Raw genomic sequence first — 25150 nt, 5'->3', positions numbered from 1 at the left:
TGCCAGGTCCCGTGGGTCGAGCGGGCAGGGCCGTGGCGCGGCCCTGCCCCGGGGAGAGCGTCAGCTGTGGTCGACGTTGAGTTTGCCCTTTTGCAACAGGTCATTGATGATGGCCTGGTTGTCCAACTGGCCGCCATGCGTCAGGTCGACGTTCTCCAGCACGATCTTCTGGTCCGCGCCCTGGGCGCCGAGCTTGCCCTGGGTGTTGACGTCGATGACCGTATTGTTGCCTTCCTTGTGGAAGTTCAGATACTGGGTCAGGGTGCCATCCTTTTCGCCGACCAGCAGGTCCTTCAGGTCCAGGACGTCGCCGCCATCGGCCGGCTTGTCCAGCGAGAAGTCCTTGATGGTGTCGACAGCCGGCTTGGCGGTCGTGCCCTGGTCGCCCAGTTCCCACTTGAAGGTATCGCTGCCGGCGCCGCCGATCAGGATGTCGTCGCCCTTGCCGCCGATCAGCAGGTCATTGCCGGCGCCACCTTCCAGCGTGTCGTTGCCCGACCCGCCGTGCAGCACATCGTTGCCGTCGCCGCCGTACAGTTTGTCGTCGCCAGCGCCGCCGTAGAGGATGTCGTTGCCATCATCGCCGTACAGCGTGTCGTTGCCGCCCTGGCCGTAGATGATGTCGTCGCCGGTGCCGCCGTGGATGGTGTCATCGCCACCGCGCGGATCATCGGTCAGGTTGAAGTCGGCGTGGTGGTCCTTGATGTACTGGTACAGGTCGCCATTGCTCGGCGCATGGCCGTCGCGCATCTCCAGGAACACCTGCAACGCCTTCAGGCCCGAGCCCTGCACCAGGTCGGTGGGGCGACCGCCCACGGAAGACCAGTTCAGGACATTGCCGTCGGTGTTGAGCGTGTCACCGAAGATGATGTCGTGGCCGGCGCCGCCGTTGATGATGTCGTTGCCGACCGCGGCCGGATCGGTGCTGGACGAACCGCCCTGCAACGCCGCGTCCAGGTCCTTGGCGGTGTTGACGATCTGCGGCTGGCCGACAGGGCCCGTGACCGTATTGGTCGACCACCAGCTCGACCAACTGACGGAACCGTTGCCGGTGACGTTCGTATTGTCGAAGAACTTCAGGTAGCCCTCGTTGACGCCGTTGCCGATGCCGATGGCGTGCACGGTGCTCTTGCCGCTCAGGTCCTTGAAGGCGTCGACGGCGTCCTTCATGTCGCGGTAGTCCGTGCTATTGCCGCTGCCATTGCTGCCGTTATTGCTGAAGGTCGGATCACCGTCGGTCAGGAAGTACGTGACGTTCTCGAACGATTTGCCGTTGGACGAAGAGGGTTGCTTGTTGAACCACTTGGTCGCTTCGTCAAAGGCGCCTTCGTAGTTGGTGCCGCCGCTGGCGCTGAGCTTTTCGATGGCCTTGATCAGGTCCTGGACGTTGCTCGCGCTCAGGCCATTGATCGTGTACTTGGTGCTGGCCGACGATTCGAAGCCGATCAGCGCCACGTTGACGATACCGTCATGGCCCTTCAGGGTGTTCGCCAGATTCTTGAGCGCGTCGATCGTCAACTGCATCCGGCTCAGGCCCTTCGTGCCCGACGGGTCCGCCATACTGCCCGACGTGTCGACCACGATCGCGATGTTGTAGTTTTTGCCCGGCTCGACGGTGGTGACGGTGCCGCCCTTGTCGCCCAGGATCACGTCGTCGCCGCTGCCGCCCTCGATGGGCGGCTTGGTGCCCGTGCCGCTGCCGTCGTTGTCGCCTGAGATGAAGTTGTTGGTCTTGATGGCGAAGTTGTAGTCGCCGGAGGTGTCCTTGCCACCGTTGGCGGTACCGCCGTTGTCGCGCACCTGGAAGCCGAACGAGGTGTCCTGGCCGGCCGTCGAGGGCGTGTAGACCAACTTGCCCGCGGCGATGTCCGCGGCCGAGACCGCGGTGTTCGCCGTGACCTGCTGGCCGTTCAGCGTCAGCGTGCCGTCGGTCGGCAGGCGCGTGATGATGACGCTGTCGAGCTGGTTGCCCTCGGCGCCGTCATTGAAGTTGAACTCGGCGGCGGTGAAGGTGTGGCTGCCGCCAGCGTCCACGTTGGTGGCGTTGTCGGCGGCGACCGGCGCGTCATTGGTGCCAACCACGTCGACCGTGATGACCTGCTTGGCCGAACCGTCCGCCGAGACCACTTCGAAGTTCTCTTTCAGCACGGCGCCCGCCGGCAGGTCCTGGACGGCCTTCAGGCTGTTGTTGAGCGTGTAGGTCCAGTTGCCGTTGGCATCGATCGTGAACGTGCCGTACTTGCCTTCGACGTTGGTCTGGGCGACCAGGGTGCTCTGGCCGGCATCGGCGTCCGCGACCGTCAGCTTGCCGCTGGTGACCAGCGTCTTGTCCTCGATCACAGCGCCGCTGGACTGGCCGGTGATCTTGGCGATGTCGTTGGTGCCGGTGACGGTCACCGTGATTTCCTTGACCGCGGTGCCGCCGTGGCCGTCGTCGACCGTGACCTTGATAGTGTCGGTCACCGTCTGGCCTTCGGTCAGCGCCTGCACCTTGGCGCTGGTGTTGTCCAGCGTATAGGTCCACTTGCCGCTCTGGTCGACGATGAAGGTGCCGTATTGGCCCTGGCCATTGTTGCCGACGGTCCACGAGTGGGTGTCGTTGGTATCGACATCGGTCTTGGTCAGCTGGCCGCTGGTGACCAGCGTGCCGTCTTCCTTGACCGCGCCGGTGGCGGTGCCGCCGATGATCGGCGCATCATTGGTGCCGGTGATATCGACGGTGATGACCTGCGTGGCGGTACCGCCATTGCCGTCGTCGACCGTAACCGTAATGGAGTCGGTGGCCTTCTGGCCTTCGGCCAGGGCCTGCACCTTGGCGCTGTTGTTGTCCAGCACGTAGGTCCACTTGCCGCTCTGGTCGAGCGTGAAGGTGCCGTACTGGCCCTTGCCGTCGTTGTTCAGCGACCAGGTGTGCTGGTCGTTGACGTCGACGTCGGCCTTGGTCAGTTGACCCGTGACCGTCTGGGTGCCGTCTTCCTTGACCGCGCCGGTGGCCGCGCCGCTGATGGTCGGGGCGTCGTTAGTGCCGTTGATGGTGATGGTGACCTTGCCGGTGGTGCCGTCGGCGGTGGTGACCGTGAAGACTTCCGTCAGGTGCTCCTTGGCGCCGAGCTGCTGGACGGCCTGGGCGTTATTGTCGAGCTTGAAGCTCCAGTTGCCGTTGGCGTCGATCGAGAACTTGCCGTACTGGCCCTGGTGGTCGGTCTGCGGAGTGAAGGTGGCCTCGCCGGCATCCTTGTCGGTGACGTCGAGCTTGCCGTTGGCCGTGTAGACCTTGTCTTCCTGCACGGTGCCGGCGTCATCACCCGGCTTGCTCGGGGTGATGATGGCGGCGTCGCTGGTGCCGGTGATGGTGACCGTGATGGTCTTGGTGGCGGTGCCGCCATGTCCATCGTCGACCGTGACGGTGATGGTGTCGGTGACCTTCTGGCCATCGGTCAGGGCCTGGACCTTGGCACTTTCGTTGTCCAGCTCGAACTTCCAGTTGCCGTTCTGGTCGACGGTGAAGGTGCCGTACTGGCCCTTGCCATCGTTGCCGACGGTCCAGGTGTGCGTGTCGCTGGTGTCGATGTCGCTGACGTCGAGCTTGCCGGTGGCGGTGGCGGTGCCGTCCTCGGTCACTGCGCCGTCGGTCTTGCCGCTGAGTTCAGGCTTGTCGTTGGTGCCGTCGATGGTGACGGTGACGGTGCTCTGGGTGCCGTCGGCGGTGGTTACGGTGAAGGTCTCGGTGAGCTTCTCGCCCACGGCCAGGGCCTGGACCTTGGGGTCGGTGTTGTCGAGCGTGTAGGTCCAGTTGCCGTTGGCGTCGATCGAGAACGAGCCGTGCTCGCCCTTGGCGTCGGCCTGGGCGTTGAAGGTGGCCTCGCCGGCGTCCTTGTCGGTGACATCCAGCTTGCCGCCGGTGGTCAGCACGTCGTCTTCCTTGACGGTGCCGGCGTCATCGCCCGGCTTGCTCGGGGTGATGATGGCGGTGTCGTTGGTGCCGGTGATGGTGACCGTGATGGTTTCGGTGGCGGTGCCGCCATGGCCGTCGTTCACCGTGACGGTGATGGTGTCGGTGACCTTCTGGCCATCGGTCAGCGCCTGGACCTTGTCGCTGGCGTTGTCCAGCGTGTAGGTCCACTTGCCGCTGCCGTCCACGGTGAACGAGCCGTACTGGCCCTTGCCATCGTTGCCGACGGTCCAGGTGTGCGTGTCGCTGGTGTCGATGTCGCTGACGTCGAGCTTGCCGGTGGCGGTGGCGGTGCCGTCCTCGGTCACGGCGCCATCGGTCTTGCCGCTGAGTTCAGGCTTGTCGTTGGTGCCGTCGATGGTGACGGTGACGGTGCTCTGGGTGCCGTCGGCGGTGGTGACGGTGAAGGTCTCGGTGAGCTTCTCGCCCACGGCCAGGGCCTGGACCTTGGGGTCGGTGTTGTCGAGCGTGTAGGTCCAGTTGCCGTTGGCGTCGATCGAGAACGAGCCGTGCTCGCCCTTGGCGTCGGCCTGGGCGTTGAAGGTGGCTTCGCCGGCATCCTTGTCGGTGACATCCAGCTTGCCGCCGGTGGTCAGCACGTCGTCTTCCTTGACGGTGCCGGCGTCGTCACCCGGCTTGCTCGGGGTGATGATGGCGGTGTCGTTGGTGCCGGTGATGGTGACCGTGATGGTCTTGGTGGCGGTGCCGCCGTTGCCATCGTCGACCGTGACGGTGATGGTGTCGGTGACCTTCTGGCCATCGGTCAGGGCCTGGACCTTGGCACTTTCGTTGTCCAGCTCGAACTTCCAGTTGCCGTTCTGGTCGACGGTGAAGGTGCCGTACTGGCCCTTGCCATCGTTGCCGACGGTCCAGGTGTGCGTGTCGCTGGTGTCGACGTCGCTGACGTCGAGCTTGCCGGTGGCGGTGGCGGTGCCGTCCTCGGTCACGGCGCCATCGGTCTTGCCGCTGAGTTCAGGCTTGTCGTTGGTGCCGTCGATGGTGACGGTGACGGTGCTCTGGGTGCCGTCGGCGGTGGTGACGGTGAAGGTCTCGGTGAGCTTCTCACCCACGGCCAGGGCCTGGACCTTGGGGTCGGTGTTGTCGAGCGTGTAGGTCCAGTTGCCGTTGGCGTCGATCGAGAACGAGCCGTGCTCGCCCTTGGCGTCGGCCTGGGCGTTGAAGGTGGCCTCGCCGGCGTCCTTGTCGGTGACATCCAGCTTGCCGCCGGTGGTCAGCACGTCGTCTTCCTTGACGGTGCCGGCGTCATCGCCCGGCTTGCTCGGGGTGATGATGGCGGTGTCGTTGGTGCCGGTGATTTCGACGGTGATGGTCTTGGTGGCGGTGCCGCCATTGCCATCGTCCACCGTGACGGTGATGGTGTCGGTGACCTTCTGGCCATCGGTCAGGGCCTGGACCTTGGCACTTTCGTTGTCCAGCTCGAACTTCCAGTTGCCGTTCTGGTCGACGGTGAAGGTGCCGTACTGGCCCTTGCCATCGTTGCCGACGGTCCAGGTGTGCGTGTCGCTGGTGTCGATGTCGCTGACGTCGAGCTTGCCGGTGGCGGTGGCGGTGCCGTCCTCGGTCACTGCGCCGTCGGTCTTGCCGCTGAGTTCAGGCTTGTCGTTGGTGCCGTCGATGGTGACGGTGACGGTGCTCTGGGTGCCGTCGGCGGTGGTGACGGTGAAGGTCTCGGTGAGCTTCTCGCCCACGGCCAGGGCCTGGACCTTGGGATCGGTGTTGTCGAGCGTGTAGGTCCAGTTGCCGTTGGCGTCGATCGAGAACGAGCCGTGCTCGCCCTTGGCGTCGGCCTGGGCGTTGAAGGTGGCCTCGCCGGCGTCCTTGTCGGTGACATCCAGCTTGCCGCCGGTGGTCAGCACGTCGTCTTCCTTGACGGTGCCGGCGTCATCGCCCGGCTTGCTCGGGGTGATGATGGCGGTGTCGTTGGTGCCGGTGATTTCGACGGTGATGGTCTTGGTGGCGGTGCCGCCATTGCCATCGTCGACCGTGACGGTGATGGTGTCGGTGACCTTCTGGCCATCGGTCAGCGCCTGGACCTTGTCGCTGGCGTTGTCCAGTACGTAGGTCCACTTGCCGGTCTGGTCGACGGTGAAGGTGCCGTATTGGCCCTTGCCGTCGTTGTTCAGCGACCAGGTATGCGTGTCGCTGGTGTCGATGTCAGCCTTGTCCAGTTGACCGGAAGCGGTCTGGGCGCCGTCTTCCTTGACCGCGCCGGTGACCGCGCCGCTGAGGGTGGGCGCATCGTTGGTGCCGTTGATGGTGATGGTGACCTTGCCGGTAGTGCCGTCGGCGGTGGTGACCGTGAACACTTCCGTCAGGTGATCCTTGGCGCCCAGTTGCTGGACGGCCTGGGCGTTGTTGTCGAGCTTGAAGCTCCAGTTGCCATTGGCGTCGATCGAGAACGTGCCGTACTTGCCCGCGAAGTCGGTCTGCGGACGGAACACGGCCTCGCCGGCATCCGGATCGGTGACATCGAGCTTGCCGCTGGCGGTCAGCGTGGCGTCTTCCTTGACGGTGCCGGCGTCGTCGCCCGGCTTGCTCGGGGTGATGACGGCGCCGTCGCTGGTGCCATCGACCGTGATGGTGATGACCTGCGTGGCCTTGCCGCCCTGGCCGTCGTCGACCGTCACGGTGATGGTGTCGGTCAGGTGTTCGCCGTCCTTGAGCGCCTTGACGTCCGTATTGGCGTTGTCGAGCTTGTAGGTCCAATTGCCATGCTGGTCGAGCGTGAAGCTGCCGTACTGGCCCTTGCCGTCGTTGCTCAGCGACCAGGTATGGGTGTCGTTGGTGTCGACGTCATGCTGGGTGAGCTGGCCGGTCAGCGCCTGGGTGCTGCCTTCCTGGATCTTGCCGGTGGCCGTGCCGGTGATGGTCGGGGCGTCGTTGGTGCCGGTGACCGTGATCGTGATGACTTGCGTGGCGGTACCGCCGTTGCCGTCGTCAACGGTGACGGTGATGGTCTCGGTGGCTTTCTGGCCTTCGGCCAGGGCCTGCACCTTGGCGCTGTCGTTGTCCAGCGTGTAGGTCCACTTGCCGGTCTGGTCGAGCGTGAAGGTGCCGTACTGGCCCTTGCCGTCATTGGCGAGCGACCAAGTGTGCTGGTCGTTGACGTCGACGTCGTGTTGGGTCAACTGGCCCGAGACTTCCTCGGCGCCGTCTTCCTTGACGTCACCGCTGGCCGCGCCCGTGATGGTCGGGGCGTCGTTGGTGCCGTTGATGGTGATGGTGACCGTGCCGGTGGTGCCGTCGGCGGTGGTGACGGTGAAGGTCTCGGTCAGGCTTTCCTTGGCGCCCAGTTCCTGGACGGACTTGGCGTCGTTATCGAGCGTGTAGGTCCAGTTGCCATTGGCGTCGATCGAGAACGTGCCGTGTTCGCCCTTGGCGTCGGTCTGGGCGTTGAAGGTGGCCTCGCCGGCGTCCTTGTCGGTGACATCCAGCTTGCCGTTGGCCGTGTAGACCTTGTCTTCCTGCACGGTGCCGGCGTCATCGCCCGGCTTGCTCGGGGTGATGATGGCGGCGTCGTTGGTGCCGGTGATTTCGACGGTGATGGTCTTGGTGGCGGTGCCGCCATGTCCATCGTCGACCGTGACGGTGATGGTGTCGGTGACCTTCTGGCCATCGGTCAGGGCCTGGACCTTGGCACTTTCGTTGTCCAGCTCGAACTTCCAGTTGCCGTTCTGGTCGACGGTGAAGGTGCCGTACTGGCCCTTGCCATCGTTGCCGACGGTCCAGGTGTGCGTGTCGCTGGTGTCGACGTCGCTGACGTCGAGCTTGCCAGTGGCGGTGGCGGTGCCGTCCTCGGTCACGGCGCCGTCGGTCTTGCCGCTGAGTTCAGGCTTGTCGTTGGTGCCGTCGATGGTGACGGTGACGGTGCTCTGGGTGCCGTCGGCGGTGGTGACGGTGAAGGTCTCGGTGAGCTTCTCGCCCACGGCCAGGGCCTGGACCTTGGGGTCGGTGTTGTCGAGCGTGTAGGTCCAGTTGCCGTTGGCGTCGATCGAGAACGAGCCGTGCTCGCCCTTGGCGTCGGCCTGGGCGTTGAAGGTGGCTTCGCCGGCATCCTTGTCGGTGACATCCAGCTTGCCGCCGGTGGTCAGCACGTCGTCTTCCTTGACGGTGCCGGCGTCATCGCCCGGCTTGCTCGGGGTGATGATGGCGGTGTCGTTGGTGCCGGTGATGGTGACCGTGATGGTCTTGGTGGCGGTGCCGCCGTTGCCATCGTCGACCGTGACGGTGATGGTGTCGGTGACCTTCTGGCCATCGGTCAGGGCCTGGACCTTGTCGCTGGCGTTGTCCAGCTCGAACTTCCAGTTGCCGTTCTGGTCGACGGTGAAGGTGCCGTACTGGCCCTTGCCATCGTTGCCCACGGTCCAGGTGTGCGTGTCGCTGGTGTCGATGTCGCTGACGTCGAGCTTGCCAGTGGCGGTGGCGGTGCCGTCCTCGGTCACGGCGCCGTCGGTCTTGCCGCTGAGTTCAGGCTTGTCGTTGGTGCCGTCGATGGTGACGGTGACGGTGCTCTGGGTGCCGTCGGCGGTGGTGACGGTGAAGGTCTCGGTGAGCTTCTCGCCCACGGCCAGGGCCTGGACCTTGGGGTCGGTGTTGTCGAGCGTGTAGGTCCAGTTGCCGTTGGCGTCGATCGAGAACGAGCCGTGCTCGCCCTTGGCGTCGGCCTGGGCGTTGAAGGTGGCTTCGCCGGCGTCCTTGTCGGTGACATCCAGCTTGCCGCCGGTGGTCAGCACGTCGTCTTCCTTGACGGTGCCGGCGTCATCGCCCGGCTTGCTCGGGGTGATGATGGCGGTGTCGTTGGTGCCGGTGATGGTGACCGTGATGGTTTCAGTGGCGGTGCCGCCATTGCCATCGTCCACCGTGACGGTGATGGTGTCGGTGACCTTCTGGCCATCGGTCAGGGCCTGGACCTTGGCACTTTCGTTGTCCAGCTCGAACTTCCAGTTGCCGTTCTGGTCGACGGTGAAGGTGCCGTACTGGCCCTTGCCATCGTTGCCCACGGTCCAGGTGTGCGTGTCGCTGGTGTCGATGTCGCTGACGTCGAGCTTGCCAGTGGCGGTGGCGGTGCCGTCCTCGGTCACGGCGCCATCGGTCTTGCCGCTGAGTTCAGGCTTGTCGTTGGTGCCGTCGATGGTGACGGTGACGGTGCTCTGGGTGCCGTCGGCGGTGGTGACGGTGAAGGTCTCGGTGAGCTTCTCACCCACGGCCAGGGCCTGAACCTTGGGGTCGGTATTGTCGAGCGTGTAGGTCCAGTTGCCGTTGGCGTCGATCGAGAACGAGCCGTGCTCGCCCTTGGCGTCGGCCTGGGCGTTGAAGGTGGCTTCGCCGGCATCCTTGTCGGTGACATCCAGCTTGCCGCCGGTGGTCAGCACGTCGTCTTCCTTGACGGTGCCGGCGTCATCGCCCGGCTTGCTCGGGGTGATGATGGCGGTGTCGTTGGTGCCGGTGATGGTGACCGTGATGGTTTCGGTGGCGGTGCCGCCATGGCCGTCGTCCACCGTGACGGTGATGGTGTCGGTGACCTTCTGGCCATCGGTCAGCGCCTGGACCTTGGCACTCTCGTTGTCCAGCTCGAACTTCCAGTTGCCGTTCTGGTCGACGGTGAAGGTGCCGTATTGGCCCTTGCCGTCGTTGTTCAGCGACCAGGTATGCGTGTCGCTGGTGTCGATGTCGCTGACGTCGAGCTTGCCGGTGGCGGTGGCGGTGCCGTCCTCGGTCACGGCGCCGTCGGTCTTGCCGCTGAGTTCAGGCTTGTCGTTGGTGCCGTCGATGGTGACGGTGACGGTGCTCTGGGTGCCGTCGGCGGTGGTTACGGTGAAGGTCTCGGTGAGCTTCTCGCCCACGGCCAGGGCCTGGACCTTGGGGTCGGTGTTGTCGAGCGTGTAGGTCCAGTTGCCGTTGGCGTCGATCGAGAACGAGCCGTGCGCGCCCTTGGCGTCGGTCTGGGCGTTGAAGGTGGCCTCGCCGGCGTCCTTGTCGGTGACATCCAGCTTGCCGCCAGTGGTCAGCACGTCGTCTTCCTTGACGGTGCCGGCGTCATCGCCCGGCTTGCTCGGGGTGATGATGGCGGTGTCGTTGGTGCCGGTGATGGTGACCGTGATGGTTTCGGTGGCGGTGCCGCCATGGCCGTCGTCCACCGTGACGGTGATGGTGTCGGTGACGGTCTCGCCATCCTTGAGGGCCTGGACCTTGTCGCTGCCATTGTCCAGCGTGTAGGTCCACTTGCCGCTGCCGTCCACGGTGAACGAGCCGTACTGGCCCTTGCCGTCATTGCTGACGGTCCAGCTGTGGGTGTCGTTGGTATCGACGTCGTGCTGCGTCAGCTGACCGGACACGGTGTCGCTGCTGTCGTCTTCGCGGATTTCGCCGATGGTGGTGCCGCTGATGGTCGGGGCATCGTTGGTGCCGGAGATCGTGACCGTGATGACCTGGGTGGCCTTGCCGCCGTGGCCGTCGTCCACCGTGACGGTGATGGTGTCGGTGACCTGCTGGCCTTCTGCCAGCGCCTGGACCTTGTCGCTGCCGTTGTCCAGCACATAGGTCCACTTGCCGCTCTGGTCGACCGTGAGTGTGCCGTACTGACCCTTGCCGCCGTCGTTGGCGGACCAGGTGTGAGTGTCGCTGGTGTCGACGTCGGCCTTGTCCAGCTGGCCAGACACTTCCTGCGTGCCGTCTTCCTTGACCGCGCCGGCGGCTTCGCCGCTGATGGTCGGGGCGTCGTTGGTGCCGTTGATGGTGATGGTGACCGTGCCGGTGGTGCCGTCGGCGGTGGTGACGGTGATGGTCTCGGTCAGCGTCTCGCCCACGGCCAGCGACTGCACGCGCGCGTCGGCCTGGTTCAGGTTGTAGACCCAGTTGCCGTTGGCGTCGATCGAGAACGTGCCGTAGACACCGGGGCGGTCGGCCACGGCCACGAAGGAGGACTGGCCGTCGTCGGCGTCGACCACGTTGAGCTTGCCGTTGGCGGTGGACTTCTCGTCCTCGACCACGGTGCCGGCATCGTCGCCCGGTTGGGCCGGGGTGATCTGGGCCGGGTCGTTGACGCCGACCACGGTCACTTCGACGGTGGCGGTGGACGTCGCGCCGCTCGGGTCGGTGACGACGTAGGTAATCGTGGTGGTGGTGGTCTGGCCTTCGGGCAGGTTCTGGAAGTTGTTGCCGGGCACGAAGGTGTAGCTGCCGTCCGGCAGCACGGTGAAGGTGCCGCCATTGGAACCGGTGACGCTGACGCCGCCCGAGGTCATGGGGCGGCCGCTGACCGACACCAGGGTCAGGGGATCGCCGTCAGGATCGCTGTCGTTGGTCAGCAGGTTGCCGCGCACGACGCTCTTCTCGTCGGTGCGGGCGTCGTCGTTGACGGCCAGCGGCGCGTTGTTGGTGTCGCCCGCGGCGGCGTCGCCGGCGCCCGTGCCGCTGGCGGCGCGATCGATCGTGTCGGCGCCACGGCCCGGGTTGGGGTAGGCCAGATCCAGCGGGCTGGTGGTTTCCAGGATGCGGGCCAGGCGCACGAAACTGCCGCCGCCATCATCGCCGCTGCCGCCCGTCAGGGTCGCGGCGGTCGGGTCCAGCACTTCGAACGGGTCCTGGCCGGCTTGCAGGGCCGCCAGCAGGCGGTCGGAGTCGGTGCCCTTGGGCGGGGTCACCGCCGCTTCAGTCGGGTCGGCCAGCGGGCCGGCCATGTCACCGGTGACGGCGACTTCTCGCCCTTCGCCGATCACAATCGGCATGCCGTTCTCCACCTGCAGCGCCACGCTGGCGCCCGAGGCCGTGACGATGTCGCTGCCGGCGGGCACATTGCTGCCCTGATGCAACTCGGTCAGGGACCCGTCGCTGTTGCGTATCCACGCGCGACCGGTGATTTCAGTGACGACTGCGGGGGAGGAGTTGGCCATGTTGGTTCCGTTTCAGGGAGTTATCCAAGATGGCCAGATACTAGAGGGCGCTGGCGCGCGGCGGTATTGTCCTCAAGGACAGGTTCAGGAGGGAATTTGGCTGCGCGCGTCGGCCGATGCCGAAATGCCGTGGACGCGCAGCGCCAGTTGCAGGCGGTCGGTGACCTCGAGCTTGTCGAAGACCGCCGACAGGTGCGCCTTGACGGTGCGTTCGGTGATGCCCAGGGCGTCGGCGATCTGGGCGTTGGATTGGCCGCTGGCGGCATAGCGCGCCACGGTGACTTCGCGCTCGGTCAGCAGGCCGTTGTCCCATGAGCGGGAATCCTGGGCCCGCTCGGACACCAGCCGCAGCAGGCGGGTGACCAGCGAGCGTCCCATCCAGATACCCCCGGAGGCAACCACCTCGAGCGCCTGCGACAGGGCCGTGGCGGGGGCATAACTGTGGCAATAACCCAACGCGCCGGCGCCCAGGACCTGGGTGCCCTGTTCGTCATTGGGGCTGGGGCTGGCCACTACCACCCGCAGGCCGGCGAACTGGGCCTGCCAGGCAGGGTCATGCCAGGACGGCAGCCGCGGCAGGTCGCTGTCCAGCACCACCAGCATGCGGCCCTGTTCGCGCCAGCGTTGCAGGTCCGCCAGGCCGCGTCCGCGGGCCGCGAGCCAGCGCACCGGGTCCAGCGCGCGCCAATGCTGCCACAGCAGGTCGTCGTGCGTAATCAACAGGACGGGAACGGATTTCATAATGCCTTCTCGCTCTCCTCTAACGCTCGGTGAAAGCATTGGCCTTCGCGCGCAGCACCGGCTTGAGCAGGTATTGCAGCACGGTGCGCTTGCCGGTCAGGATGTGGACTTCGGCCACCATCCCGGGAATGATGGGCAGGTTCTTGTCGCCCACCGTGCTGCGGTCCGTGCGGACCCGCACCACGTAATAGGAATTGCCTTTCTCGTCGGTCACGGTGTCGGCGCCGATCTGCTCGACCTTGCCTTCCAGCCCGCCATAGATGGCGAAGTCGTAGGCGGTGAACTTGACCTCGGCCTTCTGGTCGGGGTGCAGGAAGCCGATGTCGCGCGGCAGGATGCGCACCTCGAGCAGCAGGGTGTCGTCCTTGGGCACGATCTCGATGATGTCCTTGCCTGGCTGCACCACGCCGCCGACGGTGTTGTTGAACAGCGTCTTGACCGTGCCGCGCACCGGCGCCCGCACTTCCGCCAGTTTTACGCGGTCGGCCAGGGCCAGCTTGCCCTGGCGCAACGTTGACAGCTTGGTGTTGGTCTCGGACAGCTCGTTGCGGGCCTGGTTGCGGATATTCAGCTCGGATTCCTCGATCTTGCTCTGGGCTTCCTTGATCGACGCCTCGATGCGGCCGATCTGGGCCTCGGCGCCTTTCTGTTCGCCGCAGTAGCGCGCCACGTCGCGCTGCAGGCGCAGCAGATCCACCTCGGACACCGCGCCACTCTTGAGCAGCGGCCGGGTCACCTGCAGCTCGCGCGAGGTCAGGCTGCAACTGGTCGAGGCCTGGTCGCGCTTGGCGATGGTTTCGCGCAGCTCTTCCTGGCGCTGCTTGAGCTGTTCGCGGGCCACATTGACGGTGGCGTTCAGTTCGGTGGTGCGGGCCTGCCAGGCGTTGCGTTCCATTTCGACCAGGCCAGGCGCCTGCTTCAACACCTCTTCGGGCGCGACGAACGGCTCGCCGGTCGCCAGTGCCTTCAGCCGCGCGGACTTGGCCAGCAGCGACAGGTATTCGGCGTTGTTTTCCCCCAGCGACGAGGCGAAGCGGGTGGGGTCGAGCTTGAGCAGGATCTGCCCGGCCTCGACCTCCTGGCCCGGCTTGACCAGGATTTCCTCGACGATGCCGCCGTCCAGGCTCTGGATGATCTGCACCTGGCGCGACGGCACCACTTTGCCTTCGCCGCGCACGACCTCGTCGATGTAGCCGAAACCCGCCCACAGCAGCAACAGCAGCACGGCCAGCAGGCTGGCCCACAGCAGCACGCGGGCGCCTCGCGCCTGGGATTCGTGGATGACCCATTCGGCGTTGCCGACGTAATCGGTGCGCGCCTTGGGTTTGCCCTTTTCGGCGCCGTCGAGCAGCCGGTCGAAGAAATAGATGAAGACGCCGCGCAGCTTGAGCCACAGCCGCTTGAGCAGGCCGGGCCGGGAAGCAGCGGGTTTCTGGATGGCGGTGGTATTGTCCATGCGGCTCTCAGCTCCCGCGTCCGACGCGACCCTGGCGCAGGGCTTCGACGACCTGTTCCTTGGGGCCATCGGCCACGATGTGGCCGTTATCGATGACGATCAGGCGGTCGACCAGATCCAGCAGGGCGGTGCGGTGGGTGACCAGCAGGATGGTCTTGTTGGCGCTGGCTTCGCCCAGGCGGCGGCGCAGTTGCGCCTCGCTCTGGTGGTCCATGTTGCTGCTGGGTTCGTCCAGCAGCAGGATGGGCGGATCGTTGATCAGCGCGCGCGCCACCGCCACCGACTGGCGTTGGCCTCCGGACAGCGACTCGCCACGCTCGCCGATGAGCATGTCGAAGCCGTTGGGATGCAGGTTGGCGAATTCGGTCACGCCAGCCAAGTTGGCGGCGGCCAGGATGCTGGCATCATCGGCGTAGGGTGCGCCCATGGCCAGGTTGTGCTTGAGGCTGCCGTAGAACAGCAGCGGGTCCTGCGGCACGTGGCCGATGGCGCGGCGCACGTCGGCCGGGTCGATCTGGCGCACGTCCACGCCGTCCAGCAAGACCGCGCCTTCGGTCGGCTGGTACAGCGCCAGCGCCAGCTTTTCCAGGGTGGTCTTGCCCGAGCCGATGCGGCCGATGATGCCGACCTTTTCGCCCGGTTTGAGCTTGAAGGAGACTTTCTTGAGGACCGGCTGGGTGCTGCCCGGGTAGGTGAAGCTGACGTCGCGGAACTCCAGCGCCCCATGGAACACCGGGCGGTGCAGGAACTCGGCCTCGGCCGGGCGCTCGATCGGCAGATTCATATAGCTGTCGATCGATCCAAGCGAGGTGCGGGCGTTCTGGTACTGCATCAGCAGGCCGGCCACCTGGCCCAGCGGCGCCAGGCAGCGCCCGGCGATCATCGAGGCGGCGATGATGCCGCCCATCGACAGGGCCGATTCCTGCGCCAGGTACACGCCGATGATCACCACCGAGATCGACACCAATTGCTGCACCGCCTGCACGAAGCCGACGGTGGACGAGGAGATCAGTTTGAGCTTGCCGCCGGTCTGGGCGATGAACTCGGTGGAGCGTTCCCAATTGCGCTGGATCGCGCCCTGGGCATTGAGGGTCTTGACCGCTTCCAGCCCGGTCAGCGCCTCGACCAGGGTGGCGTTGCGTTGCGACGAGGCCTGGAACGACGCCATCGTCAGCGCCTCCATGCGCGCCTGGGCCGCCAGCGACACCACCAGGATCAGCACGATCGCCACCACCGGCGGCAGCACCAGCCACGGCGATACCCACGCCAGTGCCGCCAGGAACAGCAGGATGAAGGGCAGGTCCACCAGGGTGGTGATGGTGGCCGAGGCGATGAAATCGCGGATCGACTCGAACGAGCGCAGGTTGGCGGCGAACGAGCCGACCGAGACCGGCCGGCCTTCCAGGCGCAGGTCCAGCACCCGTTCCATGATCTGCGCCGACAGCCGCACGTCGACGCGCTTGCTGGCGCTGTCGACCACGTGCGAGCGCGCCGTGCTCAGGATCATGTTGAAGATCACCACCAGCGTGATACCCAGCGCCAGCACCCATAGCGTCTCGACGGCGTTGTTGGGCACCACGCGGTCGTACACGTTCATGGTGAACAGCGGCATCGCCATGGCGAAGATGTTGATCAGCAGGGCGGCGATGAGCGCGTCGCGGTACAGGCGCCGGTTTTCCATGATGGCGGCCCAGAACCAATGGCGCTCGCGCACCTTGGTCACTTCCGGCGCGCGCGCGTCGAAGCGGAATTGCGGGCGCACGAAGCACACCAGGCCCGTGTATTGCGCGTCCAACTCGGCCGCGCTCATCTCGACGGCGCTGCCGCCCAATTCGGGATGGCTGATCACACAGGTGTCGCCGTCTTTCTTGAGCAGCAGGCAGGCGCGTTCGCCGTTGAGCAGCAGGATGGCCGGCAGCAGGTCTGACGGCAGGCCTTCCAGCGGGCGCTTGACCACCCGCGCCGACAATTGCGCGCGCGCCGCGGCCCGCGGCAGCAACGCCGGCGTCAGCCGGTGCTCTTCCAGGGGCAGGCCGGCAGTCAGCGCCTGCGCGGTGGCCGCCACGCCATGCAGCCGCGTGATCTCGACCAGGCAATCCAGCAACGGGTCGTCGTGCGCGGCGCGAGCGTCGGCGCGCCACTCGCGGGCGGCGGCGTCAGATAACTTGTCCATCATCGTCATCCAGCAGGTCCAGATGCTCCGAGAGGCGCGCGCGCTGTTGCTTGCGCTGGGTGAGTTTTTGCTGGGCCTGTACCGGCAGGTCCGTCATGCGCAAGGTGCCATTGGCGATCAAGGCATCGATCAAGTCTTCCAACACGCGGACAAAGTCCGCATCCAACCGTGAAAAGTCGTTGTCCTCAGTAGCCATATGGCCTCCTTGCGCGCGCCGCGTCAGGGGCGGGCCTGGGTGGCGGGCGCGTTCAGCGGCACCAGCGTGGGCGGCAGGGTGCCTTCGTTGTACTGCACACGCACCGGCGTCAGCCGCGCCGAATCGGGCACCGTGGAATTGCACAGGCGGATGACGTCGTCGGACACCACCAGCTTGCCGTTTTCCTCGGGCATTTCGTTGCGCGCCGGCTGCAGTGAGAGCGCTGGCAGCAGCTTATGCGAAAGCGCCAGCCAGCGATACTGCGCCAGCCTGAGGTCATAGATGGCATTGGTCAAGGCGCGGCGCGATTCGAACAACTCGTTCTCGGTGTTGAGCAGGTCGAGCAGGGTGCGCTGGCCGATCTGGAATTGCTGGCGGTAGGCGTCGCGCACCTTGGCCGTGGCCATTTCGTGGTCGCGCAGGAACGGCAGCTTTTCCTGCAGGCTGGTGACGTTGTTCCAGGCCACGGCCAGGTCCTGCTGCACGTTACGGCAGGTGTAGTCGCGGACGTCGCGGGCGGCGTAAGACTGGGCGGCCGTCTGGCGCACCCGCGCCGAATCGGCGCCGCCGCGGTACAGGTTGTAGTTCATGACCAGCTGGACGCTGGAACTGCGGATATTGCGGTTCTCCGGCGTGGGGTCGTTCTGGTCGCGGCCGGTGGCGGCGACGAACTCGAACTTGGGCGAGAACGCGCCCTTGGATGAGGCTACGCCGGCTTCCGCCGCCTGCAATGCGGCCTGTTTGGACAGGAAGCTGGGATTGCGGCGCAGCGACTCATTGAAGTTGCCGGGTTTGGTCGGCAGCTTGTCGGATATGTCGGGCACCGGCTGCATCGACTCGGGCGGCAGGGCTCCGGTGACGCGCTGGAAGCGCTGCTGCACGTCCAGCAGGTTGGTGGTTTCGGTCATCAGGTTGGTCTGGGCCAGCGCCAGACGGCCGCCGGCCTGTTCCAGGTCGACGCGTCGGCCGACGCCGGACTCGGCGCGCTGGCCGATCTGCTTGAGGGTTTCCTCGTGCAGCGAATAATTCTGGCGGGCCAGCAGCTCCATGTCGCGATAGCGCTGCAGGTCGATATAGGCCTGCACCGCGGCCAGGGCGGTGCTGTCGCTGGTGGCCAGCACATCATAGAAGCGCGCCAGTTTGTCGAAACCGGCCTGCTTGACGTCGTTGCTGGTGCGGAAGCCGTCGAAAATAAGCTGGCGCAATTCGAAGTTGTAACCGGGGCGGTTCCAGTTCTGCGACCCCACACCGGGCACGTTGTTGCGGTATTCACGGCCGACGTAGCCGATCGCGTTGACTTGCGGGAAGAATGCACCGCGCGCCACCGCCTGGCCTTCCAGCGAAGCCTGGAAGTCATGGTACTTGGCCTGGATTTCCGGATTGCTGAGCAGGGTCTGCTCGACGATCTGGTTCAGGGTGGTGGTACCGGGAGCGGGGGAGCTGGAATCCACCGCTGCCGGCTGTTGGGCAAACGTGGCGGGAACGAACGCAAAGGCCAGGGCGGAAACCGTGGTTTTAAGCAGAAACGAAGCCATAGGGATTATTCGCGAGTCAAGTGTGGGATTCATAGCCGGCATATTGTTTGCAAATGTCAGAATTGGCGAGTCAAGGTTTGTAAAGTCTTGACGGAATTTGCCGGCCCGTCGGAATTTATTCCGCAATAGATCACGAAAAATGACGTGATTTATACGAAATTCAATATGGACGGATTAATCAAAAACCATTGATGCGTTTTATTGCACACTATTTCGGTTTCTGCTTTGCCACATTGAAACGCGATTATATCCGGTTACGTCTTTTGTATAGAAATTGTTTTTTTCGATGTGGTTTTTTGATTATCCGGATTTTGGCGCTATTGCCAGCGTCACACGGCTGTGCCGTCAGGCGAGGAGCGTGGCACCATGGTAGTGTTGGTACTAGTATGTTTGGTGTGGTTGTACTAGGTTGAGAGCGTGGGCATAATCGCCTTCATGCCGCAGCGGCCGGCGGCGAGGCCCATTGCGGGCCCCGCGTCAGGCACCAGCCGGATTTGTCTATTTGCAGAGCGCATCCATGGCCCAAACCCTTTACGACAAACTCTGGGACGCCCACATCGTCCACCAGGAATCAGACGGTACCTGTCTGCTCTATATCGATCGCCACCTGCTGCACGAAGTGACCAGCCCGCAGGCCTTCGAAGGCTTGGCCATGGCCGGCCGCAAGCCGTGGCGCAATGGCGCCAACCTGGCGGTCGCCGACCACAACGTGCCGACGCTGAACCGCGCCCAGGGTATCGACGATCCGATCTCGCGCCTGCAGGTCGACACGCTCGACGCCAATTGCGACAAATACGGCATCACCGAATTCCGCATGAACGACCTGCGCCAGGGCATCGTCCACGTGATCGGGCCGGAGCAGGGCGCGACCCTGCCGGGCATGACTGTGGTCTGTGGCGACTCGCATACCAGCACGCACGGCGCGCTGGGCGCACTGGCGTTCGGCATCGGCACGTCCGAGGTGGAACACGTGCTGGCCACGCAGACGCTGCTCATGAAGAAGGCCAAGAGCATGCTGATCAAGGTCGAGGGCGAACTGCCGTTCGGCTGTACGGCCAAGGACGTGGTCCTGCACATCATCGGCATCATCGGCACCGCCGGCGGTACCGGCCACGCCATCGAGTTCGCCGGCAGCACCATCCGCGCGCTGTCGGTCGAAGGCCGCATGACGGTCTGCAACATGGCCATCGAGGCCGGCGCCCGCTCCGGCATGGTCGCCGTCGACGACAAGACCATCGAATACTTCCGTGGCCGCCCGTTCGCGCCGTCCGGCGTGTTGTGGGACCAGGCCGTGGGCTACTGGCGCACGCTGCACACCGACGAAGGCGCCAGGTTCGACACGGTGGTGGAGGTCAACGCCCGCGACATCAAGCCGCAGGTCACCTGGGGCACCTCGCCCGAAATGGTGCTGCCGGTCGACGCGCGCGTGCCGGACCCCGATCGCGAAAAAGACGACGTGCGTCGCAGCGGCATGGAACGCGCGCTGGAATACATGGGGCTCAAGCCCAATACGCCGCTGACCGACATCCGCGTCGACCGTGTCTTCATCGGTTCCTGCACCAACTCGCGCATCGAGGACCTGCGCGCCGCTGCCGTCGTGGCGCGCGGCAAGTGCGTGGCCTCCAACGTGCGCCAGGCCATGGTGGTGCCGGGCTCCGGGCTGGTCAAGCAGCAGGCCGAGCGTGAAGGCCTGGACAAGATCTTCATCGAGGCGGGCTTCGAATGGCGCGAGCCGGGCTGCTCGATGTGCCTGGCCATGAATGCCGACCGGCTCGAGCCCGGCGAGCGCTGCGCCTCGACCTCGAACCGCAACTTCGAAGGCCGCCAGGGCCAGGGCGGCCGCACCCACCTGGTCAGCCCGGCGATGGCCGCCGCCGCCGCCGTGGCCGGCCATTTCGTCGACGTCCGCACGTTCCGTTAAGCGCCCACCGAGTACCGACATCATGCAAGCATTTACCACTCACGAAGGCCTGGTGGCTCCGCTCGACCGCGAAAACGTCGACACGGACCTCATCATCCCGAAGCAGTTCCTCAAGTCCATCAAGCGCACCGGCTTCGGCCCGAACCTGTTCGACGAGCTGCGCTACCTGGACCACGGCGAACCGGGCATGGACAACAGCAAGCGTCCGCTCAACCCCGATTTCGTGCTGAACCAGCCGCGCTACCAGGGCGCCTCGGTGCTGCTGGCGCGCAAGAACTTCGGCTGCGGTTCGAGCCGCGAGCACGCGCCCTGGGCGCTGACGCAGTTCGGTTTCCGCGCCATCATCGCGCCGTCCTACGCCGACATCTTCTTCAACAACAGCTTCAAGAACGGCCTGCTGCCGATCGTGCTGTCCGAGCTCGAAGTGGCCCGGCTGTTCGACGAAGTGAAGGCATTCCCGGCCTACAAGCTCAATATCGACCTGGACCGTCAGGTGGTGGTGACGCCTGATGGCCGCGCGATGAAGTTCGACATCGAGCCGTTCCGTAAGTACTGCCTGCTCAACGGCTTCGACGACATCGGCCTGACCCTGCGCCACGCCGACAAGATCCGCGCCTTCGAGGCCGAACGCCTGGCCCGCCATCCCTGGCTGGAAAGCCGGCCGATCGCCTGACCCGACCCTTCATACCGACCACAGGACCGTTTTTTCCATGACTCACAACATCGCAGTCTTGCCGGGTGACGGCATCGGCCCCGAAATCGTCGAACAGGCCGTGCGCGTCCTGCAGGCGCTGGACGTGCCGTTCGACATCAAGCAGGCCGCCGTTGGCGGCGCCGCCTTCGACGAGTTCGAGCACCCGCTGCCCCCGGCCACGCTGAAGCTGGCCAAGGAATCGCACGCCGTGCTGTTCGGCGCCGTCGGCGACTGGAAGTACGACAGCCTGCCGCGTGAATTCCGTCCCGAGCAGGCCATCCTGGGCCTGCGCAAGGCGCTCGGCCTGTTCGCCAACCTGCGTCCGGCGATCCTCTATCCCGAGTTGGCCAGCGCCTCGTCGCTCAAGCCCGAGATCGTGTCCGGCCTGGACATCCTGATCATCCGCGAACTGACCGGCGACATCTATTTCGGCACGCCGCGCGGCGTGCGCGCATCGCCGGACGGCGCCTTCAGCGGCGAACGCGAAGGCTACGACACGATGCGTTACGCCGAATCGGAAGTACGCCGCATCGCCCGCATCGGCTTCGAATCCGCCAAGAAGCGCAACAAGAAGCTGTGCAGCGTCGACAAGGCCAACGTGCTCGAGACCTCGCAGTTCTGGCGCGACATCGTCATCGAAGTGGCGCGCGACTATCCGGACGTCGAGCTGTCGCACATGTACGTCGACAACGCCGCCATGCAGCTGGTGCGCAACCCGCGCCAGTTCGACGTGATCGTCACCGGCAACCTGTTCGGCGACATCCTGTCGGACGAGGCCGCCATGTTGACGGGCTCCATCGGCATGCTGCCGTCGGCCTCGCTGAACGCCGGCGGCCAGGGCCTGTACGAGCCCAGCCACGGCTCGGCTCCCGACATCGCCGGCCAGGGCATCGCCAATCCGCTGGCGACTATCCTGTCGGCCGCCATGCTGCTGCGCTACTCGCTGAACCTGGCGCCGCAGGCCGACCGCATCGAGGCTGCCGTGCGTCGGGTGCTGGCCGATGGCCTGCGCACCGCCGATATCTTCGAGCCGGGCACCACCAAGGTCAGCACTTCGGGCATGGGCGACGCCGTCCTCAAAGCCCTGGCCTGACGCATGCAAGGGGCGCGCCCTTGCGGCGCGGTCCCGATTTCCAGGGGCCGCCCGCCGGGCGGCCCCTTTGCATGCCGTCGTTGCCGGCGCGCTGCGAAAGCGGGGTGGCACTGATGGTGGCCCCGTTTTTTCCAGGTGCGCCGCAACATCTACGCGTGCATTCTGATAAATTGTTGGGTTGTTGCACGTTTTTTCACCACACCTTGTCACCCCCTTTAAAGAGCGATTGAAATGAATCAAGCAGTAGGCCTTGTCGGCTGGCGCGGTATGGTCGGCTCGGTGCTCATGCAACGCATGCGCGACGAGAACGACTTCGCACTGATCGAACCGGTGTTTTTCTCCACCAGCAACGCTGGCGGCGCCGCCCCCACTTGGGCGACTGGCGCGGGCCCGCTGCAAGACGCCTACGACATCGACGCTCTGAAAAAACTGCCGATCATCGTGACGGCGCAAGGTGGCGATTACACCTCCGAGGTCTACCCGAAGCTGCGTGGCGCGGGCTGGAACGGCATCTGGATCGACGCCGCCAGCACGCTGCGCATGGCCGATGACGCCATCATCGTGCTGGACCCGGTCAACCGTCCCGTGATCGACGCCGCGCTCAAGCGCGGCGTGCGCAACTTCGTCGGCGGCAACTGCACGGTCAGCTGCATGTTGATGGGCCTGGCCGGCCTGTTCAACAATGACCTGGTCGAGTGGATGACCACCATGACCTACCAGGCTGCTTCCGGCGGCGGCGCGCAGCACATGCGCGAGCTGCTGACCCAGTTCGGCGAACTGAACCACGCCGTCAAGCCGCTGCTGGACGACCCGGCCTCGGCCATCCTGGAAATCGATCGCGGCATCCTGGCCAAGCAGAAGGACGAGGCGCTGCCCCACGAGCACTTCGGCGTGCCGCTGGGCGGCAGTCTGATCCCCTGGATCGACAAGGACCTGGGCAACGGCATGTCCAAGGAAGAGTGGAAGGGCGAGGTCGAGACCAACAAGATCCTCGGTCGCGGCGCCGCCTTCGGCACGCCCGCGACGCCGATCGACGGCCTGTGCGTGCGCATCGGCGCGATGCGCTGCCACAGCCAGGCGCTGACCATCAAGCTCAAGCGCGACCTGCCGCTGGACGAGATCGAAGGGCTGATCGCCCAGGGCACGCAGTGGGCCAAGGTGATTCCCAACACCAAGGAAGATACCATCCGCGACCTGACCCCGGTCGCGGTCACGGGCACCCTGGATATTCCGGTGGGCCGCCTGCGCAAGATGTCGATGGGCCCGCAGTACCTCAGCGCTTTCACCGTCGGCGACCAGTTGCTGTGGGGCGCCGCCGAGCCGCTGCGCCGCATGCTGCGCATCGCGCTGGCCGAAGCCTGAGGCCTGGCGGGCGGCACGGGCCGCCCGGTGGCGACAGGATCGCATCCACAAAGGCACCCGCGGGTGCCTTTGTCGTTTGCGCCGGGACGGCCAGCGCCTCGGATGCGGCTGGCAATGTGCCCGCCAGCCAACGCCGATGCGCCTTTCAGGTTTGTGAAACGCGCTCGATCCATTACACTTTTCCGGTGAATTGAGGCTTGTTCTCACGCGATCGCCACGAACAGCCCGCGCCCGATTATTCGACGACAAGAACGGAATTCCAGCTTATGACCCAGCGTTCGCGCCAAGTGAAGCATGCCCGCCGTTTGAAGGCCCTGCAGTGGGCGGTCGCGCTGGCCATCGGCGCGGGCGCTTGCAGCCCGGCGTTGGCGATGCGAATCGGACACTCGCGGGTCGTGTCGGCGCCGGGCGCGCCGTTGCAGGCGCTGGTCGGGCTGCAGGAACTGTCTCCCGACGAATTGGCGTCGCTGCGCGTGTCGGTGGCCGACGAGGCGGCCTGGCAGCGCGCGGGCCTGAAACCGCCCGCGCCGCTGGCCAGCCTGGTGGTGCGGGTCGAGGACGGCATGGACCCAACCCGCAAGAACCTGCGGGTGCGGTCGACTCAGGCGCCGGCCGGCGGCGCGGTCGATCTGTTGCTGGATATCAGTTCCAGTTCCGGCCAGCGGCAGGTCCAGGTCAGCATCCTGGTGCCGCTGCGCGGCGCCGGCGCCGACGTCACGCCGGCGGCGGTGGGCGAGCCGGGGCGGACGGGGGGCAGCTCCGGCTCGGTCAACGTGAAATCGGGCGACACGCTGTTCGCCATTGCGCGACGCAACGCGGTGCCCAACGCCTCGGTCTACCAGATGCTGGTGGCGCTGTGGCGCGCCAATCCCGATGCCTTCATCCAGAACAATATGAATCTGGTGCGGGCCGGTCGCAAGCTGGCGATCCCCGATGCCGCCACGGTGCGCGCGATCGATCCGGCCGAAGCGCGGCGGATTTTCAACGAACATGCCGAGGCCTTCGCCCGCTATCGCGCCCGTCTGGGGGCGGCGGCTGGCGCCAATCCCGCCGTGGTCAAGGGCCAGGACGCCAGCTCGGGCACCGTGACCCGGCCCGGTGATACGGGTGTGGCCACGGCCACGCAGCCGCAGGATCGGGTGCGCCTGTCCTCCGGGCAGGCCCAGGGCGCTGCCGCGGCGCAGGCCGAAGCGCAGGGCGACCAGCGCGTCTCCAACGAGCGCGCGATGGCGGATGCGCAGGGCCGCGTGAATCAGCTGGAGAGCAACGTCAGTGAATTGAACAAGGCCGTGGCCGAACAGGGTGCGGCGGGCAGTCCGGGTACGCCAGGGGCCGCAGGCGCAGCGGGTGCTTCGGGCGCCCCGGGTGCCGCAGGTGCTGCGGGTGCCGCAGGTGCCGCGGGTGCTCCGGGTGCCGCGGGTGCGCCGAGTGTCTCAGGTGCTCCGGGTGCGGCGGGTGCCGCGGGTGCGCCGGGTGCCGCAGGTGCTCCGAGTGCCGCAGGTGCTCCGGGTGCCGCGGGTGCTCCGGGTGCCGCGGGTGCTCCGGGTGCCGCAGGTGCTTCGGGTGCCGCAGGTGCTCCGGGTGCCGCAGGTGCGCCGGGTGCCGCAGGTGCGCCGGGTGCCGCGGGTGCTTCGGGGGCCGCAAGTGCTCCGGGTGCCGCAGGTGCTTCGGGTGCCGCAGGTGCTTCGGGTGCCGCGGGTGCTTCGGGGGCCGCAGGTGCTTCGGGTGCCACGGGCGCCGCAGGTACCGCGGGGGCTTCCGGTACGCCGGGCGCCCCGGGAGCGTCGATCGCCGCCACGCAACAAGACAAGGCCGCCGCGGGAGCCGCGGCGGCCCAGAACAAGGATAAGGATTTGACTTCTTCCATGCCGGCCTGGTTGGCCGACAATCTGCTCATCATCGTCACCGCCGTGCTGGCGCTGATCGCCTTCGCCATTGCGTGGCTGTTGCGGCGCGCAGGCGCCCGCCGCGGCGATGACGATGAGGAAACCTATGACTACAACGAGCCGGCGCTCGATACGGCGGCGCTGAATCGCAAGCTCGACGCCATCAATCTCGATCTCGATCAACCGCCCACGGACGAACCGCGCCCGGCGGGCAGTTCCCGGATCTGA

At 65.9% G+C, this 25150-nt stretch carries 11 protein-coding genes; 5 read left to right on the top strand and 6 right to left on the bottom strand.

The genetic code is table 11. The features are described from left to right. Positions 1 to 60: 60 nt before the first annotated feature. The 6 genes from K2W61_RS26715 to K2W61_RS26690 all read right to left on the bottom strand — a co-directional run bounded on the left by K2W61_RS26715 (position 61) and on the right by K2W61_RS26690 (position 17966). Positions 61 to 11865: a retention module-containing protein gene (locus tag K2W61_RS26715; RefSeq protein WP_236756905.1), complete on the bottom strand. Its 11805-nt coding sequence runs from the start codon at positions 11863 to 11865 to the stop codon at positions 61 to 63. 84 nt (positions 11866 to 11949) lie between these two features. Beyond that, positions 11950 to 12606, bottom strand: coding sequence for a response regulator transcription factor (locus tag K2W61_RS26710; RefSeq protein ID WP_175134142.1), 657 nt, complete (start codon positions 12604 to 12606; stop codon positions 11950 to 11952). 19 nt (positions 12607 to 12625) lie between these two features. Further along, a complete protein-coding gene (locus K2W61_RS26705) occupies positions 12626 to 14062 on the bottom strand; it encodes an HlyD family type I secretion periplasmic adaptor subunit (protein WP_236756904.1) in 1437 nt (478 codons plus the stop codon). A 7-nt stretch (positions 14063 to 14069) separates the two neighbouring features. Next, a complete protein-coding gene (locus K2W61_RS26700; protein WP_419761623.1) occupies positions 14070 to 16235 on the bottom strand; it encodes a type I secretion system permease/ATPase in 2166 nt (721 codons plus the stop codon). Then, positions 16219 to 16431 carry a hypothetical protein gene (locus tag K2W61_RS26695; RefSeq protein WP_175134144.1) on the bottom strand — a complete coding sequence of 71 codons (213 nt, stop codon included), beginning with the start codon at positions 16429 to 16431 and terminating at the stop codon, positions 16219 to 16221. The genes K2W61_RS26700 and K2W61_RS26695 overlap by 17 nt, the downstream gene beginning before the upstream one ends. Before the next feature lie 23 nt (positions 16432 to 16454). Further along, positions 16455 to 17966 (bottom strand): TolC family outer membrane protein, encoded by a 1512-nt coding sequence (locus K2W61_RS26690; protein ID WP_175141887.1) that lies wholly within the window; start codon positions 17964 to 17966, stop codon positions 16455 to 16457. Positions 17967 to 18483: 517 nt separating this feature from the next. Between K2W61_RS26690 and leuC the strand changes: the two genes are divergently transcribed. The 5 genes from leuC to K2W61_RS26665 all read left to right on the top strand — a co-directional run bounded on the left by leuC (position 18484) and on the right by K2W61_RS26665 (position 25150). Beyond that, entirely contained in the window at positions 18484 to 19887 is a 1404-nt protein-coding gene (gene leuC, locus K2W61_RS26685) for a 3-isopropylmalate dehydratase large subunit (RefSeq protein ID WP_236756903.1), read from the top strand. 22 nt (positions 19888 to 19909) lie between these two features. After that, positions 19910 to 20560: a 3-isopropylmalate dehydratase small subunit gene (gene leuD, locus K2W61_RS26680; RefSeq protein WP_175134147.1), complete on the top strand. Its 651-nt coding sequence runs from the start codon at positions 19910 to 19912 to the stop codon at positions 20558 to 20560. 37 nt (positions 20561 to 20597) lie between these two features. Further along, positions 20598 to 21674, top strand: coding sequence for a 3-isopropylmalate dehydrogenase (gene leuB / locus K2W61_RS26675; RefSeq protein WP_175134148.1), 1077 nt, complete (start codon positions 20598 to 20600; stop codon positions 21672 to 21674). 231 nt (positions 21675 to 21905) lie between these two features. Beyond that, positions 21906 to 23036, top strand: coding sequence for an aspartate-semialdehyde dehydrogenase (gene asd, locus K2W61_RS26670; RefSeq protein ID WP_175141886.1), 1131 nt, complete (start codon positions 21906 to 21908; stop codon positions 23034 to 23036). 266 nt (positions 23037 to 23302) lie between these two features. Continuing rightward, positions 23303 to 25150, top strand: coding sequence for a type IV pilus assembly protein FimV (locus K2W61_RS26665; protein ID WP_236756902.1), 1848 nt, complete (start codon positions 23303 to 23305; stop codon positions 25148 to 25150).

Source organism: Achromobacter pulmonis, assembly GCF_021733725.1.
In the GTDB taxonomy this organism is placed as follows: Bacteria; Pseudomonadota; Gammaproteobacteria; order Burkholderiales; family Burkholderiaceae_B; genus Achromobacter; species Achromobacter pulmonis.
Note: the sequence above shows the minus strand (reverse complement) of the source record. Positions and strands in the feature narration are given on the sequence as shown.